The organism is Heliorestis convoluta (genome assembly GCF_009649955.1).
Lineage (GTDB): Bacteria > Bacillota > Desulfitobacteriia > Heliobacteriales > Heliobacteriaceae > Heliorestis > Heliorestis convoluta.
Map to the genome: position 1 here is coordinate 580163 of NZ_CP045875.1, position 17470 is coordinate 597632.

The following is a 17470-nucleotide window of genomic DNA, read 5'->3' on the forward strand; positions in this document are numbered from 1 at the left end:
GTAGAATATATTTTTTGTGTTTTAGTTTCACGAAATGTTAGTAGATGATAGGAGTCGCAAGCGAGCATTGAGTGATTGCGAAAGGTTTTGATACGATGGAAATAGAAAAAAAATCCTACAGCTTTACTCCGGAAGAGCTTTTGCATACAATTACCGACAATATGCTCGATATGCTTTTTGTAACAGACAATCACTTTATGATTCAATTTGCTACACCTTCTTTTGAAAAAGGATTGGGTGTAAAAACAGCAGATATCGAAGGAACTTCCATTTTTGAACGAGTGCATCCTGAAGACTTGCCTTATGTACAAAGAAAAGTAAAAGAAGCGCTGAAAGGTGAAGGGCAAGGTACAGCAATCTTTCGCTATCGCCATGGAGCAGGTCATTATATATGGAATGAGGCCAGGGGAAAAGTTTTATATAATAACAAGGGGCAAATTACAGGCGCTGTTTTTACCAATCGAGATATTACAGAGCGGAAAAAAGTTCAAGAGTGTTTGGCCGATCAGGCTAAAGATCTAGAAATTGCCTTAAAAAAAGCAGAGAGCGCCACAAAAGAATTGATTCAATCGGATCATAATAAAAATCAATTTCTCAGCAGCCTTTCTCATGAACTAAGAAACCCGCTAGCCTCTATAACAATGAGTATTTCTATGCTAAAACGGGTAGCTTCTGATTCAGAACAGGCCAAGCAAGCGCAAGCCATATTGGAACGACAGACAATGCAACTTTCTCGATTGGTTGACGATTTACTCGATGTAACACGGATTTCTCAAAATAAAATTGAACTCAAAAAAGAGTTTGTCGAGTTAAATGGCCTGGTCTTAAAGGCCGTAGAAGACTATAAACCCATGTTCTATGAAAAAGAAGTAAGCCTAGAAGTCCACAATTCCTCAGATCCCATGTATTTACAGGCTGACTCAGCCCGAATAACACAAGTTGTAGGAAATTTATTACACAATGCGCTTAAATTCACAGAAAAAGGTCATAGCGTTCAGGTCGTTGTATTAAAAAACGAAGAATCTAAGGAAGCGGAAATCGAAGTCAGAGATAACGGACAGGGCATTAAAAAGGAGCTATTACCAGAAATTCTCAAGCCCTTTGTACAAGCGGAAGTATCTCTTGACCGCATTCACGGTGGCCTTGGTATGGGCCTGTCGATTGTCAAAGGTATCGTAGAATTACATGGTGGAAGAGTAAGCGTCCATAGCCTAGGATTGGGAAAAGGTTCACAAATAAAAATTAGCGTACCAATTCCACAAGAAAAAGAGAATAATGAAGAAAAGAATACGCCAAAGATAGAGAAATCTCTTTCTCCGATGAAGATCATGGTAATTGAAGACATTGCCGATGTAGCTGAAATTCTTTGTTCATTGCTGCAATTATTAGGCCATACGGTCACTTCAGTATCCGATGGATCTCAAGGTTTAGAAGAATTAAAAAAGTTTAATCCGGACGTAGTTTTGTGCGATATCGGTTTACCGGGGATGACAGGCTTTGAAGTAGCTCAAGCGATTCGTGCAAATCCTGCTTTTAAGGAAATATTTTTAATTGCTTTATCAGGCTATGCCCAGGAAGAAGATAAAGAAAGGGCTATGAAAGCAGGCTTTGACTTACACCTAGCCAAACCAGTGGACTTAGATCATCTAGAACAGATTTTGTCAAAAGTCAAAGCTTCAGCAAGAGAAATCTCTTAATTAAGAAAAAGAATAGAATGATTTATCAATGAATGGAAAAAGCAAGGCTTTATCAAGTGCTCGCTTTTTCCATTCAACGCTTCCCTAGTTTACATAATACCTATTATGTAAACTAGGGAAGCGTTTTTTAGGGCTTCGATTCTGCTGAATCTCACTAACTCCATTCCCGCGAGAACTTTATGAAGCCTTTTGAATCATGCTTGTTATATCTTCAGGTGCTGGTGTTGAGTATTGATCTTTTCGCAAAAGGTTTTTCTCAAGAGCATCACGGACGTAGCAGCTGATGCGCCACTGTTCTTCTAATGTGCCAAAAAAAAGATAGGCACTTTCGAGACCGTTAGCTTTAATTTTTGCAAAGAATCTGATAGAGACTATGACAGCCGAATTATCCAGTTCCTCTCTGATGCACTTCATAATAGAGCCCCTGTTTATCGCCAGAGATAGAATTTTTTACAATCCATAGAGTTTTCAATTCTCCATGTCGAATGCATTATGTCAACTGTATTATGTAAACAAAAAACCTATTCCCTGTTCTTAACTAGCAAAAAAGGGAAAATGGATTCTGTCTTCTTGCAGTGACTAGAATCCATTTTCCCTTTCCCATTTGATTGTTAGTGATCGTAGTGATGTTGACGGTGATACTGGTGATGATGGTGGAACTGATTGTTATAATAGTTGAATCGGTGCTGCCCATGCTCTTCTACAGGATTTTGCAGTGCATGCTCTACATTGCTATAACGGTACTCTTCTTTCCCGTCTTTAATATCTTTGGTCACCTGGTACATTAATTCGTAGTACTCTCGAATCATGCGATGTGATGAGAAATGCCATCGAGACATATCGATGCTTGCTCGCATCATTTCAACCCAGAGATCTCTATCATTATAGTAAGTGGGGATCACTTCATTTAGTAAGACATAATAGAGCTCTTGAAGATCCCGTTCATCTTGCTCCCACTCTTGTAATTTTTCATTGTGCTGCGGATTGATGAGCCAACCACTGACACGGTGTTGCAATCCTTCTCCAACCCAACCATCGATAACACTAAGATTTAGGACACCATTCATAGCTGCTTTCATACCAGAAGTACCACTGGCTTCAAGGGGCCTTCTAGGATTATTAAGCCAGACATCGCAGCCTCGAATCATATAGTGAGCCACTTCCATGTTGTAGTTCTCAATAAAGATCACGCTGTCTTTATACTTTCGATCCATCTGCACAAGCTGTTGAATAATATCTTTTCCCATCCCATCTTTTGGATGGGCTTTACCGGAGAATACAAGTTGCACTTTCCCTTCTCGTAACAAGGGTTCAATGACTTCTGTAGAACGGAAGATCAGATCGCTTCTTTTGTAAGGAGCAGCCCTACGTGCAAAGCCAACAAGAAGTGCGTTGGGATTGACGTTGCTTCCTGTTTTATCTTTGATATACTGGGCAAATTCTTTTTTGTTTTCCATATGAGCAGCCCAGATATCCCCTTTTTGTTCAAAGGCTTGGCGAATACGGCTATCTTGCCAGGTGTAGTTATGAACACCGTTGGTGATAGATATAATATTGGAAGCTTTAGGAACGTTTTTCCACATCCGTGATGCTGTTAGACCATGCAGCTTTGATACGCCATTGGACACATGAGACAAGGACAAACCAGCCGCTGTCATATTGAAGGGGTCGCCACCAATTTCTTTAACTTGTTCGTAGGTAAGTCCATTGTAAGCATCCATAAAGCGAAGTAAGTCATGCTTGTGAATCTCATTGCCTGCTGCAACAGGTGTGTGTGTTGTAAAGACAATTTCTTTACGTGTTTCTGCCCAAGCGTCTTCGAAAGAAAGAGCACGCTGGTTCATTTTTTCTTTGATCAACTCAAAGCCGGCAAATACGGCATGACCTTCGTTCATATGGTAGATATCTACGTTGATACCAAGAGCTCGTAAAGCACGCATACCTCCAATACCTAAAATAATCTCTGCGGCAACACGATCTTGCTCCTCCCCACCGTACAAACGACGAGTCATCCAACCATGTGTGCTGCCTGGGAAGTTAGTATCGAGTAGATAAAGGGGTATATTGCCATATTGTTCTACTTTATGAACTTTGCATGTTACATTCTCGCCGCGTACCTGTACTTGCACCGTTACGCCCGTATCTTGTACATTGTCAAAGTTGAAGTCAGGATAGACATCGTAAGGCCGTCCATCTTCTCCAATAAATTGTTCTGTATAATCTTGTTTCCATAGAATGCCGAGAGCTACCATAGGTAGTGACAAATCATGAGCCGCTTTAATGTAGTCTCCAGCTAGAACACCGAGACCCCCTGCGTAGATAGGTAGCTTGTAATGCAAGCCATATTCCATGCAAAAATAGGCAACCCGTGGAAAAAACTGACGCTCAGTGTAAATGTTCAATTACTTTCCGGTGACAATAACTGTCACCAGATTCACCTCCTCATAACAAGAACAATCATTCCTGTCTTTAGATTGCACAGCTTTATTAAAGTCATACTATCTTTAAGATTCACTTTTTTTCCTTAGTGGATGTATGAAATTTCATGGTATGTTATAATGTTTGCTGAATAGGGTGTAAGGCCCCAGGAGGTGTTCCGAACTGGGATGATGGAACAGAACAATAAGCGGAAAAAAGATCTGAGTGAGCGGCAAAAGCATATTTTAACGTATATTCGACAAGAGCTACAGAGACGTGGCTATCCCCCTTCGGTACGTGAAATTGGAGAAGCCGTGGGCTTAAGCTCCAGCTCTACAGTGCACGGTCATCTTCATCGATTGGAAAAACTAGGTTATATTAGGCGGGATCCTTCCAAGCCAAGAGCCATTGAAGTTCTAGGCACCAGCAATTCTCTTGGTGGAAAGACGATAGTAGAAGTACCAAAGCTGAGCAAAATATCTGCAGGAAAACCTCTTTTTACCAGCGAAAATCGAGATGGTTCTTTCCCTGTCCCGTATGATTTCATTCAATCAGATCAAGTTTTTATGATTACCAATCGTGGCGAAAGTATGATTGAAGCTGGTTTGTACGATGGCGACTTGCTTGTCGTACAGCAGCAAAATAATGCTCAAGATGGTGATATTGTCGTAGCCTTGCTTAGTGAAGATGTTACGGTGAAGCGAATCTACTTTGAAGATGGTTATTATCGGTTACAGCCCGAGAATAAAGGGATGGAACCTATTTTGATGAAGCAAGTCCACATTATTGGAAAAGTCGTTGCTGTTTTCCGGAAGTTACCTTAACCTAAAAAGAGAAAGACTCTCCCTGCATAAAGTAACAGGGAGAGTCTTTTGCTTTTTGGGTTTACAGTCTCATTACTATTTTGATGGTTTTACCAGTAGAGTCTGCTTTTCTTGATGCCGTTCTTCGGCCAGTTCAATAAGCCGATGTAACAAGTCACTATAGCCGAGGCCTGATGATTGCCAAAGTTTGGGATACATGCTGATAGAAGTAAAGCCAGGCAGCGTGTTAATTTCATTGATCCAGATCTGACCGTTCTTTTTGTCCATAAAGAAATCGACGCGGGCCAGTCCTGTGCCGTCAATGGCCTTAAAAGCTTGGATTGCCATTTGTTGCAATGCTTCGCTCTCTTCTTGTGTAAGCGGTGCCGGGATTAATAAGCGTGAACGATCGTCTATATACTTGGCTGTATAATCGTAAAAGTCATTGCACGGTACAATTTCTCCAGGGATGGAAGCAGAGACTTCATTATTACCAAGAACGCTCACTTCAATCTCGCGAGCTTCCACACCTTTTTCTACGACAACTTTATTATCATAGAGAAGGGCTTCTGCAAATGCTTCTTGAAGGGCCTGACGATTTGAAGCTTTAGAGATACCGACGCTCGAGCCCATATTGGCAGGCTTCACAAAAAGTGGGTAGCCAATACTTTCCTCCAGTGTTTCGATTACAGAAGAGGATTCTTTTTCCCATTGTAGCCGTTGTACCACTTGATAAGGTACCTGCGAAAGCCCAGCTTGAGAAAAAAGCATTTTCATAATGCCTTTATCCATGCCACAAGCTGAAGCAAGAACACCACAGCCTACATAGGGCACATTGGCCAACTCTAGTAAACCTTGAATAGTGCCGTCTTCCCCATTCGGTCCGTGTAAGACAGGGAAAAAGATCTGCACAGGGATTTCTTCCCAACCCTGGGCAGTAAGTCGTATCAAGCCTTGGCGACCTGGTTCAGGAAGTAAATGTACGGGATCGCCATAAGGCTCTTCCCCTTTTTGCATTCTAGCAATCGCATGCTCTCCAAGCCACCATTTACCCTGCCGATCTATGGCTATAATAAGCACATCGTATCGTTCTCTATCTAAGGCTCCTGCAATGGCATTGGCTGAGACAAGAGAGACTTCATGTTCTCCGGACCTTCCTCCACAGAGCAGGGCCACCTTTTTCTTATTCAAACAAAAACTTCCCCCTTTTGAGCATTAATAAGTCGATCATAGAAGGTCTATGCTTACCATATTCTCCATATGAATGCTACAATCATACCAAAAGCGATAAAAAGGCGAACGATTGTGGCACCAACGAGTCCCAGCATGGTTCCGATACCTGCTTCAATAGCAAAGTCAATAGAGCGGCCTTTCATGAGTTCACCAATGACAGCACCAAGAAAAGGCCCGGCCACAATACCGAGTGGGCCGAAGACAAGTAAGCCAACGACACCACCAATAACGGCACCCCAAGCACCAGAAGAAGAAGCACCAAAGCGTTTGGCACCCCAAGCGGTACCTAGGTAATCAATCACTGTAGCAAGTAGCACGATTAATAGGTTAATCGCTAGAAAAAGTGGTGTCATAGTGACAAAGCCTTCAGAAAAGCCATAGCCAACCATGGCTAGAAAGATAAGCGGAATGCCAGGAAGAATCGGCACAAAAGTACCTAAAGCTCCGAAAAACATCACGATCAGGGCAACAATTAACCAGATATCATACAAACTTTTTCTCTCCTCTCCCCCCTGCCCATCTCCTATGAACGCAATGCTGGCACCAAGGACTGCTCATAAAGCTTTTGTGCAGCTGTAACAGCACCAATGCGGACAAAAGTTTGACTCAAACCACCTTGAAAATAGACAGCATAAGGTTCACGTATGGGCGCATCAGCACTTAATTCACTAGTAGCACCTTGAATAAAGGTCCCACCAGCCATAATGACAGGATCGGCGTAGCCAGGCATGGCGTTGGGTTCCGGCAAAACAAAACCATCAACAGGGCAAGCTTGTTGTAAACCTTGACAAAAAGCAACAACGCCTTCAGCTGTACCAATGGTAATGGCTTGTATAATATCAGTACGCTTTTCATCGTAGCGAGGTGTCACTGCAAAACCAAGCAATTCAAAAAGACGAGCAGCGAAAACGGCTCCGGCTAAAGCTTCATAAACGACTTGCGGTGCCATAAACAATCCCTGAAAATAAAGTCTTCGTCCACCAGGGCTGCTGCCGACATGAGAGCCAATGCCAGGTGCTGTTAGCCGAGCTGCTGCTTTTTCTACGAGCTCACTTTTTCCGGCTACATAACCACCCGTTGGTGCCAAACCACCACCTAAATTCTTAATAAGAGAACCAGCGATTAAATGAGCACCCAGTGCAGTTGGCTCTTTTGCTTCCACAAGTTCTCCATAGCAATTATCAACAAAGGTGATGACATGAGGATACTGTTCTGCTAAAGCTTGACAGGCCTGACCTATTTCTTCGACGGATAAAGAAGGCCGTAAGCTATAACCACGGGAACGCTGAAACATAACGAGCTTCGTAGTAGGCCTGATTGTATGGAGCAAGGCAGGTATGTCAATGGTACCCTCAGCTGTTAATTCTACTTGTCTATAGGTGATGCCAAATTCTTGTAAGCTACCCGATGCATCATCAATACCGATCACTTCACGTAATGTATCATAAGGTAACCCTGTCGCTGAAAGAACTTCATCGCCCGGTCGCAAAACGCCAAAAAGAGCTGCCGCAATGGCGTGGGTACCAGATACGAACTGTTCTCTTACCAGTGCACTTTCGGCTTTAAGAACTTGTGCCATGACTTGATCAAGAGTCTGCCGAGCTGTATCGCCGTAGCCATAGCCTGTTGATAGACCAAGGTGATACTCGGAGAGACGGGCTTCTTGAAAGCTTTCTAATATACGCATCTGATGATAATCTCGTTGTTGGGCTAAATTGTCAAGATATGGCGCAACTTCTATAGCAGCTTGATTGGCCAGGTCAGCAATCGCTGCAGAGAGTCGACCTTTTTGCTGCAACATTGTGAAAAGTTGATGCTTCGTTCTGGTTATCATGAATGCTCTATTTCCTCCAGAAAAAAATACAAAAATAAGCTCCTTTCCTTGCGGTTAAGGAGCACGCTGTATGGGATAATCATACCATAATTCGACAGAATTGCCTAGGCGACGTCAGTTTCTCCCGCTATTTACGGGGGGTTGTAGACACTTCTTAATTGCTTGTTCTACTTGATCACTGATAATTGGTTTTACGAGAAAATCAACGGCACCGGCACGCATCGCATCTAAGATATAAGATTGTTGACCCATGGCGCTAACTATAATAACCCTCGCTTTTGGATCCCAACTACGGATGGCTTTAACTCCGTAGATACCATCGTACTCTGGCATCGTAATATCCATCGTTACGATATCCGGCTTTGCTTTCTTGTAGGCATGTAAAGCTTCAAGACCATTACTAGCTTCTGCGACAACTTCGTGGCCTAATTGAAGAATTATGTTCTTTATGATTTTGCGCATAAACTTACTATCATCAGTGAGTAAGAACTTGGCCATCCCACCTGCTCACCTCTTTTGCCAATTTACCAATATTCTGACTTAAGAAAAAATTGTATTTTCCACAATTGTATCATTGCAAGCGTTGTCATATTGTTTAACTATTGTACATCACTATGGAAGAATTGATCAATTTAATCATGAATATTAAAGAAACAAAGCCTGAACTTTTTACATTAATGATTGTGCAAAAAAGATCAGGCTTTGTTTCTTTAACTGCGTTGGACTGTAAGCACTGGTATAGAAGCTACCATTATGCTCTGATTATCTCTAGATTCAAAGGCTATTTTTACTTCTGAGGCATTAACTTCCATATACTGCGAGATGACTTGAACAAGGTCTTGTGTCATTTCTTCCACAATTTGTTGAGAATAGTTTTCTATTTCTTCGTCTATTACGATGATTAGTTGATTGTCTTTCTTGCTCATAGATACCACCTTTTTCATGCTTACCAGCTTTTTACCTTTTCTATGGAGTATATAGTAGAATCATACTTCATCTTGTATGGGACTTCAATATCTTTTCTAGTGGATGGAGTTATATAGATAGTAATGATATGCAAGCTCTAATCTCAGTTAAGATTAGAAGGAAAGGGACTGCTATTTATTTTACCTGTAAAATGTTATAATGTTTCACACAAGTCTTACATCATTGGAGTATTTCAGGAAGGGGTGGTTTGTTTGTGATAGAAATAAATATTTGCTGTTCTGCTACCACAGAGAATCTTCCCTATCTTACACATATGGTTGAACAAACGCTTCTTCAAGAAATTGTGGAAGAACATCGTGAGATTGCATTTGCCATTCATGAAGCCCTTATCAATGCTGTTGAAGCGGTCAGGCGAGATCATACATATAATGTAGGGTTCCTTACTCTTCATCTAAAAATCACAGAGCAGGAAGTGTACGTTTCTGTAACCAATAGCGGAAGCGCCTATTCTAGATACGAAGCAGAATATATGCTGAATCAAGATATGCTACAAGTACTTCATCAAGATTGTGGCAGAGGATTCTTGTTCATGCAAGCGTTGATGGATGAGATTTGCATTGAAAATCTCGATAATAGAAAAGCTTTTTCTGTGATTATGAGAAAATTCAGAAAAAAGAAAGAAGGATGATAGATGCAAGACAGAATACGACGTCTCGATGAACTGGTTGATATCTCAATTGATTTTAGACCTTGTAAAGACTATGAACAAATCGTATTTACAGGTCATCTTGTCTACAACACCAACGCAAAAACGAAAAGTCTTCTTCATAATCAATCGACTACGGTACGTGGTACTATCTTAGATCTGAGCAAAATTCAAAATATAGATAGCACAGGTTTCGGGGTACTTGTAAATTTAAGTAAAGAAGCGAAGCAGCAAAATAGAAAGTTAGCCGTTGTTGTTACCGATCCTTTTATTGATCAGCTTTTTCAAATCTCTAAAGTTTACTTACTTTTCCCGGTCGTTGACTCTCCTGAAAAAGCTCTTCAAATATTAGATCAAGGCTATGTACCGACCCTTTCACCGGAACAATACTGATGGATAACAAGAAAATACTATTAACGCTCGGGCGTTTGGATCAATCGATTCTAGAGTTTCTAGCATTGAATCACGCCATTCTTACGATACCTTTTAAAGATTGCTGCACTTTGTTACTAAAGCGTCTTCCTGTTGCTGATGTCGCTTTGTTGGGACAGTTCAATGATTTGACCCAAGCTTTACGGGTCATTGAATGTATCAAAGTAGAAGAGCCTCTCTTGCCTATTATTGCTTATATGCCAGAACTACCTGAGCAAGATAAATGGCTTCTTATAGAGAAGGGGCTAGATTGGTTTTTTTCGTCGCCACTGAATCTTCTCGAGTTGAGAGCTGTTATGAAAAGAGAAAATAGACGCTTTCGCTTTCTGCGACGGTATGAACAACAAATGAACCAAGTTGAGGTAGAGATTCAAGTAGCTAGGCAGATTATGAATCATCTTTTGCCGAAAAAAGGTTGCTTTCAGAACATTGAAGTTCAATGGATACAGAGACCCCACTCTCTTCTTGGCGGTGACATGTTTTATTACTATGACCTACCTGATGAGAAACTGGCTCTCTTTCTTATTGATGTTTCTGGTCATGGTTTGACGTCTTCTATGGTAACGATGGCATTGCGTTCTCTCTTAAAAGGTGTGGCCTTAAAAGTACAAGAACCGATTCAAGTGATGACAGAGTTAAATCGCCACATTTGTGATCTTTTTATGAACTTACCGGAAACAATCTATGCAGCCTGTACCTATTGCATTGTTGATAGACTGAACCAGTGTATACACTATAGTAATGCCGGAAACCCTGATGCCTGTCTATTTGGTACCAATGGAACTGTTCAAAAATTAAAAACGGAGAATATGGCCCTAGGTATCTATCCCGATCTAGAATTTCAGAAAAAGACGATTCGGTTACAGGAACAGCAAAGATTGGCACTCTTTACCGATGGAATCTATGATAAAAGAGGATCTCTAGAATCTAAGTTCGCTTTACGGGACCAAGTGATTCAATCTATAGCGCTAGGAAGAGATCTTTCTCTAGCTGTGCTTTGTGAGCAGTTAGAAAAAAGCCTTGATAAAAGCTTGCAGCACTCTGAAGATGATTACTCACTTCTTCTTGTACAATGGTGAGTCGGAGGCGTATAATTTGAAAGTAAGCAAAGAACAAGAAAGACAAGGTAATAGTAGCTTCTATCAAAATCTTTTGACGATCGTAGGCGACTTTTTTTACGTAATTCATTACGAGAAAGATCAGCCTTTTCTACATTGGCATATGGGTCATCTAGTAGAAGAAGTGCCGATGATTCTATCTCTTCTATTGAACCAGGATGAGGCTATTGACTATGTCCATCTTGATGATCAATTGCTCCTATCGCATTTTCAGGAAGTGATTGCTACAGGAGAAAGAAGTCGCCTTACCTTTCGATTTATCGATCCAAAGGGACAAACGCGGTGGTTTCAATATCATGCCATCCCGGAGAAGGATAATGAGTTGGGTAAAGTCACGAGAATCTATGGATTTATTCGTGATGTCACAGAGCAAGAATTGGCTTGGAAAGCGCGAGAACTATATGAAAGAGAGGTAGAAGCGAGAAGAAAGCAAATAGAATTGCATCAGCGTAATAAAATAGCACAGTTGCAATTGGCTATTTTCTACCAACGATTGTTCAATAAGTTGATACATAATACTCTCAAAAAAACATGCAACGGCACGTCAGAAGTAAGTCTTCGTCTTCTTTTATTAGTCAATGAACTGATGGATGACATATTCGCCACGCCTACATCATGGAACAAGCATGGTACTCCTAATCCAAATGAAAAAGAGCCTATTTCATTGAAAGACGTGATCAACCCTATGATTATTTTTTTCGAGGAGATGGCAATAAATCAGAATAAGCAGGTACAGATTTCTTTTGATTTTGATGAAAACAAAGTAGTTTCCCTAGCTCGGAAGCCCTTTCTGAAAATGATATTGGGCATCTTCGTTTATTTATTAGAGCAAGAAGAAGGTTCTAGCCATTTGCATTTTCAGTCTAAGAACAGTCGCTCCGGTCAAGTCTTTTTTCATTTTTACATTGAAGACAATCGTGCTATCATGCCATTGCGGCTTTTTGAAATGCTAGGAAATAAGGTCCAAGCTATTAACTGGACAGAATCTTATACACTCTATGGTCCCTTTGCACTTGCTCTCATAGAAGCAAAAGTCATTGCTGAAGAAAGTGGTGGCACCTTTTTGCTTAAGAAGAGAGTTGAAAGCGGTGTAGAGATTCAAGGCACCTTTCCTATCTAGCTTCATCGAGTCATCTCATATTATATCGATTTGTTAAGGAGATGTTTCTATGAAAAGCATACGTTTCAAACTATTAATCTATTTTGGCTTGGCCATTGTTGTTGTCTGTACAGCACTCGGTATGCTCGCTAGTTATACGGCTTCCCAAGCCTTAGAGCAGAAAACAGAAGAAGCGCTTACTCAATATGCTAAGAATGCAGCCGATCTTGTTGGAAGCAAAATCGACTATCACCTACTAGCCATAGAAAGCGTTGCCAGTCGTGACGATATACGTACTATGAATTGGCAAGAGCAACTGGAGGATCTGAAAGAGGAAAGTGATCGTCTCGGTTATTTGACCATGGCTGTAGTGACTCCCGATGGTGTAGCCCATTATGTAGATGGAACAGAGACCTATCTGGGCGATCGTTCTTATATTCAGAAAGCTTTTGCTGGTGAAAGCAATATGTCTGATATCCTTATTAGTCGTGTAATTAATGCACCTGTTATTATGGTTGCGGCACCGATTTATGGAGAGTTTCAGGAGATTGTAGGCGTACTTATAGCACGCCTCGCCGGTACAAGCTTGAGCCACATAATAACAGATATTTCATTTGGTGAAAGTGGCTACGCCTATATGATCAATGGTGAAGGGACCATGGTGGCTCATCGAAATGAACAACTCGTATTAGATCAAGTGAACTACATAGAGGAAGGCAAAAGCGATGCAACATTACAGGAACTTTCTTTCTTTATGAGTACCATGGTTACAGAAGGCACCGTTATGGCTACCTATAACTATGAAGGCGTCGTTCGCTATGCTAGCTCAGCGACTGTAGAAGGAACGGACTGGTATATTGCTGTTGCAACGACCCAAAGTGAAGTAATGGCAGCAATTCGTGATCTTTATAGAAATATATTTCTCTCTTCAGCTTTTGTCCTAGTCATAGGACTGGCATTAATCTATGGGCTAGCTCAAAAAGTCATTATCAATCCTCTTTTCCAGTTAAAAAAAGAGCTTTCTACATTGGCAGAAAAAGGCGGCGATCTTACACAAAAAGTAGAGACGCCAAGTAATGACGAAATAGGCGATCTTGCTCAAGCCGTCAATTCCTTTATAGAAAAAATCCACCGTATTGTTTCTTCAGTCAAAGATAGTTCCAACCTCGTGACAGCTTCTACAACAGAAATTGCTACCGCCATGATTCATACGGGGCAATCAGCCAGTCAGATCTCTCAAAGTATTGAAGAGATTGCTGATGGTGCGAGCAAACAAAGTGAAGAAGCAAGTAAAATTATAGTGATGATGAATCAAGCTGATCAAGGTATGTCCCTTGGGCTTCATAACTCTAAGAGACTTGTAGAAAAGGCGACGCAAGCCACGTCACTTGCTGAAAAAGGAGAAATGGCGATTAATGAAGCCATTTCCAACCTGAATATGGTTGAAAAAACAGTAGAGTTTGCCACAGAAGCAATTCAGAATCTAGGACTTCGTTCTTCTGAAATTGGCGAGATTGTTACAATCATTACCAATATATCCAATCAAACCAACTTACTAGCGTTAAACGCAGCCATAGAAGCAGCTCGTGCTGGTGAACAAGGCAAAGGCTTTGCTGTTGTCTCTGAGGAAGTACGAAAACTTGCTGAGGAATCAAAAGAATCGGCAGAGAAAATTTCAAGATTAATCAAAGATATTCAAGCAGAAACGTCTGTAACGGTACGATCGATGGAAAGCAATTTAGAAGTCGTGAAAAAGCAGCTTCATATTATTACCCAAGGTGGCGATATGCTCAAAGAAATTGTTATTGAAGTAACAGACACGAAAACAGATTCTCTGCGATTACAAGACGTATTTAGCTCTTTGAATAAGAGCTTTGAAGAGGTACAACGAGCCATTCAAGAGATTTCTACGTTGATTGAAAACACCGCTGCTGCTTCAGAAGAAGTTGCTTCTTCTGCTGAAGAACAGTTAGCAACAGTAGAAGAAGTCTCCGTTCATACCGATGAAGTAGCAAAAGCAGCTTCGAAATTAAATGAAGAAGTAGGTCGCTTTAAGACTTGATAAGAGAGATTGCTTATGACCCTATTCTTCGTCAAATAAACGATCGGCCACTTCTTGAATTTGTACTTTTGTTGGCTTCGCATATCGCGGCAACATTTGTGGTGTTATTAGGCCTGCCTGTTTTTGAATAACGGACCAGTCTTCTTCCCCTTGAACCATGGCCGAGATAAAAGTATGGCGGAGAACAGTAGCTCGTAGCTTATCTCCGCCATACTTTTTTATGATCATTTGAACTGAACGTGTACTGATTGGACGATCTCTATTGCTAATAAAAAGTGCAGAATGGTCGTCCTCTCTTTCAAAAAGATAGTCAGAGAGGGCTTGGCGGATCATTGGACCGATGGCTACTTCTCTAGTTTTTTCTGCATTCCTTTTATGAATAATTATAGTACCACGATTGTTTTCTAATCTTACATCACAGCGATTCAATGTTACCAGTTCAGATACGGAGAGTCCAGCGCCTAAGAACAAAAGAATAATAGCCACGTTTCTTTTGTTTTCACTGGCCATCGCGACGAGAGCCTGACGCTCTTCTTTAGAGAGCGTCTCAGGCTTTATTTTTTTGACATCGGGAAGATGAATGAGTCGAATGTCTTCCGTTAAGGTCTTTCTCTTTATCCATTTGCTATACGCTCTGAGTGCATAAAAGTGCTTGTGAATGGTTGCAGGTGCTTTCCCTTCCCCTTCCATTGCATCCAGATAGTCTTGGACATCTTGCTTGGTAAAGTTATCCAGAACAAGCTTTCTTGTTCTTAAAAAAAGTTCAAAATGTAATAGTGCTGCTTTGTAAGTTTCTCTTGTTACAGTAGACCTTCTTTTTAATCCATACGTGATAAAGTTATCTAAATGATTGTTATCCATAGCAATCCAGCAACCTTTCCGGGAGGACTTTTTTTCTTGGCTTTCTCTCTTACAATGAGGTAATGATTTTATCGTTCTCATAATCTTATTGCATGGAATTATAATTCTACGCAATAAGATAGATTTCCTTCTCTTTTCAAACAGTTTTTTTGGTGCAAATCAATTAAAATGATTAAAGGCAGTCTTCCTTTATAGGAAGTCTGCCTCACCTGCCCTCATTTTTTCTCATCGTAACATTGTTTACAACCTTCTGTTATATCCTGTGCTTCTAACACCATAAGTTCTTGACGCGAAAACTTCTTTTCATTATTTGTACTTAACAATCGCACTGCATGTCTGCGAATCGATTTTTCTATGATATTACGAACCAATCTTGCATTGCCTCGATGAGGATGGCCGTTTCGTTCTTGTTCATTCAAATGTTTTTCTAAGGCCAACTTGCCTTCACCTGATAAATAGTACTCTCTTTCTTTAACCATGGAGTCGGCAATTTCTAATAATTCTTTTGTGGCATAATCAGGAAATTCTAATTGAATTGGAAATCTAGATCGAATGCCTGGATTTGTTTTTAAGAATATGTTCATTTCATCTTTATATCCCGATAAAATAACAATAAGGTTGTCGCGAAAGTCTTCAACACTTTTGACCAAACAATCGACACATTCTTTACCAAAGTCTTTGTCACCACCACGAGCCAGTGAATAGGCTTCATCAATAAAAAGTACACCACCGAGGGCCTTCTTCACTTGTTCTCTCGCTCGAATTGCTGTATGTCCAATATACTCACCTACGAGGTCCGCTCTTTCTACCTCAATTACATGGCCTTTTGGAAGGACACCTAACTCCTTAAACAGTCTTCCTACTATTCGAGATACTGTCGTTTTTCCTGTGCCTGGATTGCCTTTGAATATCATGTGTAGCGCCATAGCCTCATTCGTTAAGCCTTGTTCTATTCTCATATTGCGAACTTCAACAAAAGACCTGAGTTCATGAATTAATGTTTTTACTTCTTGAAGGCCTACCAGACTGTTTAATTCTTTGAGAATCTCTTCTATTGCTTCGTTGTTGATTTCCCTTACATTGTTATCCATTGCCTTGGATGTTTTTTTTTCTTTGGCTTTATCGTTCCTTAATGTTTTAACAGTTTTGATTGATTCCGGTAGCTTAGAAGGCAACCAGGTACTATTTTTTAGGTTGGCCAATTGAGCCTCTGGATTTATGTTCAACCTTATTTTCATAATAGCACCTCTTTACGCGCATTTTCTCAATTATATGTGAGTAAACATTTGATCTGACCAGTAAAAATTAAAAAACCTCAGTCTTGTAGTGCCTGAGGTTTCATAGATAATGACTAGTAAATAATGTTTACTTTCTGATAACTAATATGATAATATTTATCAATGGGCTAATCCATCCTAAGGAGGTTTCTTTGTGACCCATCTACATTTTCCCGATGGCATATTACCACTATGGTTCGTAGCACTGGGATTTATTCTTACAGCTATCATTCTAGTTCCTGCATTACAGAGACTTAAAGCAGAAGAGCACTTTGCCAGAAAAGTCTCAATGATTGCTCTTTTTTCAGCATTAATGATCATTGCTATGTCGATTCCTTTAGGCTTTATCCACTATCATATGAATCTTGCCGTGCTTGTAAGTTTGCTACTAGGACCTTGGTATGCTTTTATTTCCATCTTTGTCGTTAATACTTTTCTTAGCTTAATTGGTCATGGTGGTATCACTGTAGTCGGACTGAATACAATCATCTTGGGGTTTGAAGCATTTCTAGCTTATTATATTTTTTCAGTTTTACGAAAGCTTTTACAGCCTTACATAGCTCTTTTTTCAACAGTTTTGCTTTCTCTATTAAGTACAACAGCTTTTATGCTTTTTGTAGTCTTTTTTGCCACTTTAACAACGGAGCCACTTCTTTTAGCAGAATACTTGGAAAAAGGACAGCAACTCGCTGGTGGCGTTATGCTCTGGTCTATACAGATCATTTTGCCTATCGCTTTCATCGGTGCACTCATAGAAGGAACTGTTACTCTCGTCATTGCCAAGTATTTATGCAGACTCAAACCTGAACTGATGCAGCACCTAGACTTGAGAACAGACGTTGTAAGCTTGCCAACAAAAAAGCATAGAAAAAATCCTCTCAAAGTAATTGTGAACAATCAAAGTCAAGAAGAAGATAAAAAAGAAAGAAAGTAAACCGAGTCGTCATAATCTATCTATCTATCAATTCTTTATAAGTAAGGGTCAACTGGAAGTAACCTGATC

17 protein-coding genes are annotated in these 17470 nt (G+C 40.4%); 8 read left to right on the plus strand and 9 right to left on the minus strand.

The features are described 5' to 3' along the window. Positions 1 to 95: 95 nt before the first annotated feature. On the plus strand, positions 96 to 1697 hold the full coding sequence (locus tag FTV88_RS02610) for a hybrid sensor histidine kinase/response regulator (protein ID WP_162007865.1): 1602 nt from the start codon (positions 96 to 98) through the stop codon (positions 1695 to 1697). 177 nt (positions 1698 to 1874) lie between these two features. On the opposite strand, the gene FTV88_RS02615 is transcribed toward FTV88_RS02610, so the two are convergent. Both FTV88_RS02615 and glgP read right to left on the minus strand, forming a co-directional pair. Next, on the minus strand, positions 1875 to 2111 hold the full coding sequence (locus FTV88_RS02615; RefSeq protein ID WP_153724273.1) for a hypothetical protein: 237 nt from the start codon (positions 2109 to 2111) through the stop codon (positions 1875 to 1877). Between the two features lie 197 nt (positions 2112 to 2308). After that, positions 2309 to 4099: an alpha-glucan family phosphorylase gene (glgP, locus tag FTV88_RS02620; protein ID WP_368277462.1), complete on the minus strand. Its 1791-nt coding sequence runs from the start codon at positions 4097 to 4099 to the stop codon at positions 2309 to 2311. A 207-nt stretch (positions 4100 to 4306) separates the two neighbouring features. Here glgP and lexA point away from each other — a divergent pair, with 207 nt between their 5' ends. Then, positions 4307 to 4939: a transcriptional repressor LexA gene (gene lexA, locus FTV88_RS02625; protein WP_153726477.1), complete on the plus strand. Its 633-nt coding sequence runs from the start codon at positions 4307 to 4309 to the stop codon at positions 4937 to 4939. A 75-nt stretch (positions 4940 to 5014) separates the two neighbouring features. Here lexA and FTV88_RS02630 read toward each other — a convergent pair whose 3' ends face one another. From FTV88_RS02630 to FTV88_RS02650, 5 genes are all read right to left on the minus strand, one after another. Then, positions 5015 to 6109 (minus strand): D-alanine--D-alanine ligase, encoded by a 1095-nt coding sequence (locus FTV88_RS02630; protein WP_153724274.1) that lies wholly within the window; start codon positions 6107 to 6109, stop codon positions 5015 to 5017. 53 nt (positions 6110 to 6162) lie between these two features. After that, positions 6163 to 6642, minus strand: coding sequence for a DUF456 domain-containing protein (locus FTV88_RS02635; RefSeq protein ID WP_153724275.1), 480 nt, complete (start codon positions 6640 to 6642; stop codon positions 6163 to 6165). Positions 6643 to 6674: 32 nt separating this feature from the next. Beyond that, positions 6675 to 7985, minus strand: a complete 1311-nt coding sequence (locus FTV88_RS02640; RefSeq protein ID WP_153724276.1) for a methionine gamma-lyase family protein — start codon at positions 7983 to 7985, stop codon at positions 6675 to 6677. Positions 7986 to 8099: 114 nt separating this feature from the next. After that, positions 8100 to 8483, minus strand: a complete 384-nt coding sequence (locus FTV88_RS02645) for a response regulator (RefSeq protein WP_153724277.1) — start codon at positions 8481 to 8483, stop codon at positions 8100 to 8102. A gap of 212 nt (positions 8484 to 8695) precedes the next feature. Next, positions 8696 to 8911 (minus strand): cell division topological specificity factor MinE, encoded by a 216-nt coding sequence (locus FTV88_RS02650; protein ID WP_162007866.1) that lies wholly within the window; start codon positions 8909 to 8911, stop codon positions 8696 to 8698. A gap of 254 nt (positions 8912 to 9165) precedes the next feature. Between FTV88_RS02650 and FTV88_RS02655 the strand changes: the two genes are divergently transcribed. The 5 genes from FTV88_RS02655 to FTV88_RS02675 are packed head-to-tail and all read left to right on the plus strand — an operon-like array spanning position 9166 to position 14329. Next, positions 9166 to 9600: an ATP-binding protein gene (locus FTV88_RS02655; protein WP_153724279.1), complete on the plus strand. Its 435-nt coding sequence runs from the start codon at positions 9166 to 9168 to the stop codon at positions 9598 to 9600. Between the two features lie 3 nt (positions 9601 to 9603). Further along, entirely contained in the window at positions 9604 to 10011 is a 408-nt protein-coding gene (locus tag FTV88_RS02660) for an STAS domain-containing protein (RefSeq protein WP_153724280.1), read from the plus strand. Then, positions 10011 to 11129, plus strand: a complete 1119-nt coding sequence (locus FTV88_RS02665; RefSeq protein ID WP_153724281.1) for a PP2C family protein-serine/threonine phosphatase — start codon at positions 10011 to 10013, stop codon at positions 11127 to 11129. The genes FTV88_RS02660 and FTV88_RS02665 overlap by 1 nt, the downstream gene beginning before the upstream one ends. A gap of 16 nt (positions 11130 to 11145) precedes the next feature. Then, positions 11146 to 12288, plus strand: coding sequence for a PAS domain-containing protein (locus tag FTV88_RS02670; protein WP_162007867.1), 1143 nt, complete (start codon positions 11146 to 11148; stop codon positions 12286 to 12288). Positions 12289 to 12337: 49 nt separating this feature from the next. Further along, a complete protein-coding gene (locus tag FTV88_RS02675; RefSeq protein ID WP_153724283.1) occupies positions 12338 to 14329 on the plus strand; it encodes a methyl-accepting chemotaxis protein in 1992 nt (663 codons plus the stop codon). A gap of 21 nt (positions 14330 to 14350) precedes the next feature. On the opposite strand, the gene FTV88_RS02680 is transcribed toward FTV88_RS02675, so the two are convergent. Together FTV88_RS02680 and FTV88_RS02685 are read right to left on the minus strand one after the other, a co-directional pair. Beyond that, positions 14351 to 15190, minus strand: coding sequence for a tyrosine-type recombinase/integrase (locus FTV88_RS02680; RefSeq protein WP_162007868.1), 840 nt, complete (start codon positions 15188 to 15190; stop codon positions 14351 to 14353). A 215-nt stretch (positions 15191 to 15405) separates the two neighbouring features. Further along, complete coding sequence (locus FTV88_RS02685; RefSeq protein WP_153724285.1) at positions 15406 to 16428, minus strand: AAA family ATPase; 1023 nt, start codon at positions 16426 to 16428, stop codon at positions 15406 to 15408. A 193-nt stretch (positions 16429 to 16621) separates the two neighbouring features. Here FTV88_RS02685 and FTV88_RS02690 point away from each other — a divergent pair, with 193 nt between their 5' ends. Then, complete coding sequence (locus FTV88_RS02690) at positions 16622 to 17401, plus strand: energy-coupling factor ABC transporter permease (protein ID WP_153724286.1); 780 nt, start codon at positions 16622 to 16624, stop codon at positions 17399 to 17401. Positions 17402 to 17470: the final 69 nt, after the last annotated feature.

Bases quoted from the DNA above. Each gene is read 5' to 3' on its own strand.
- FTV88_RS02665 (WP_153724281.1), top strand. From the start codon at position 10,011: ATGGATAACAAGAAAATACTATTAACGCTCGGGCGTTTGGATCAATCG.
- FTV88_RS02640 (WP_153724276.1), bottom strand. From the start codon at position 7,985: ATGATAACCAGAACGAAGCATCAACTTTTCACAATGTTGCAGCAAAAA.
- FTV88_RS02675 (WP_153724283.1), top strand. From the start codon at position 12,338: ATGAAAAGCATACGTTTCAAACTATTAATCTATTTTGGCTTGGCCATT.
- FTV88_RS02685 (WP_153724285.1), bottom strand. From the start codon at position 16,428: ATGAAAATAAGGTTGAACATAAATCCAGAGGCTCAATTGGCCAACCTA.
- FTV88_RS02610 (WP_162007865.1), top strand. From the start codon at position 96: ATGGAAATAGAAAAAAAATCCTACAGCTTTACTCCGGAAGAGCTTTTG.
- FTV88_RS02615 (WP_153724273.1), bottom strand. From the start codon at position 2,111: ATGAAGTGCATCAGAGAGGAACTGGATAATTCGGCTGTCATAGTCTCT.
- FTV88_RS02680 (WP_162007868.1), bottom strand. From the start codon at position 15,190: ATGGATAACAATCATTTAGATAACTTTATCACGTATGGATTAAAAAGA.
- FTV88_RS02645 (WP_153724277.1), bottom strand. From the start codon at position 8,483: ATGGCCAAGTTCTTACTCACTGATGATAGTAAGTTTATGCGCAAAATC.
- FTV88_RS02660 (WP_153724280.1), top strand. From the start codon at position 9,604: ATGCAAGACAGAATACGACGTCTCGATGAACTGGTTGATATCTCAATT.
- lexA (WP_153726477.1), top strand. From the start codon at position 4,307: ATGGAACAGAACAATAAGCGGAAAAAAGATCTGAGTGAGCGGCAAAAG.
- FTV88_RS02650 (WP_162007866.1), bottom strand. From the start codon at position 8,911: ATGAGCAAGAAAGACAATCAACTAATCATCGTAATAGACGAAGAAATA.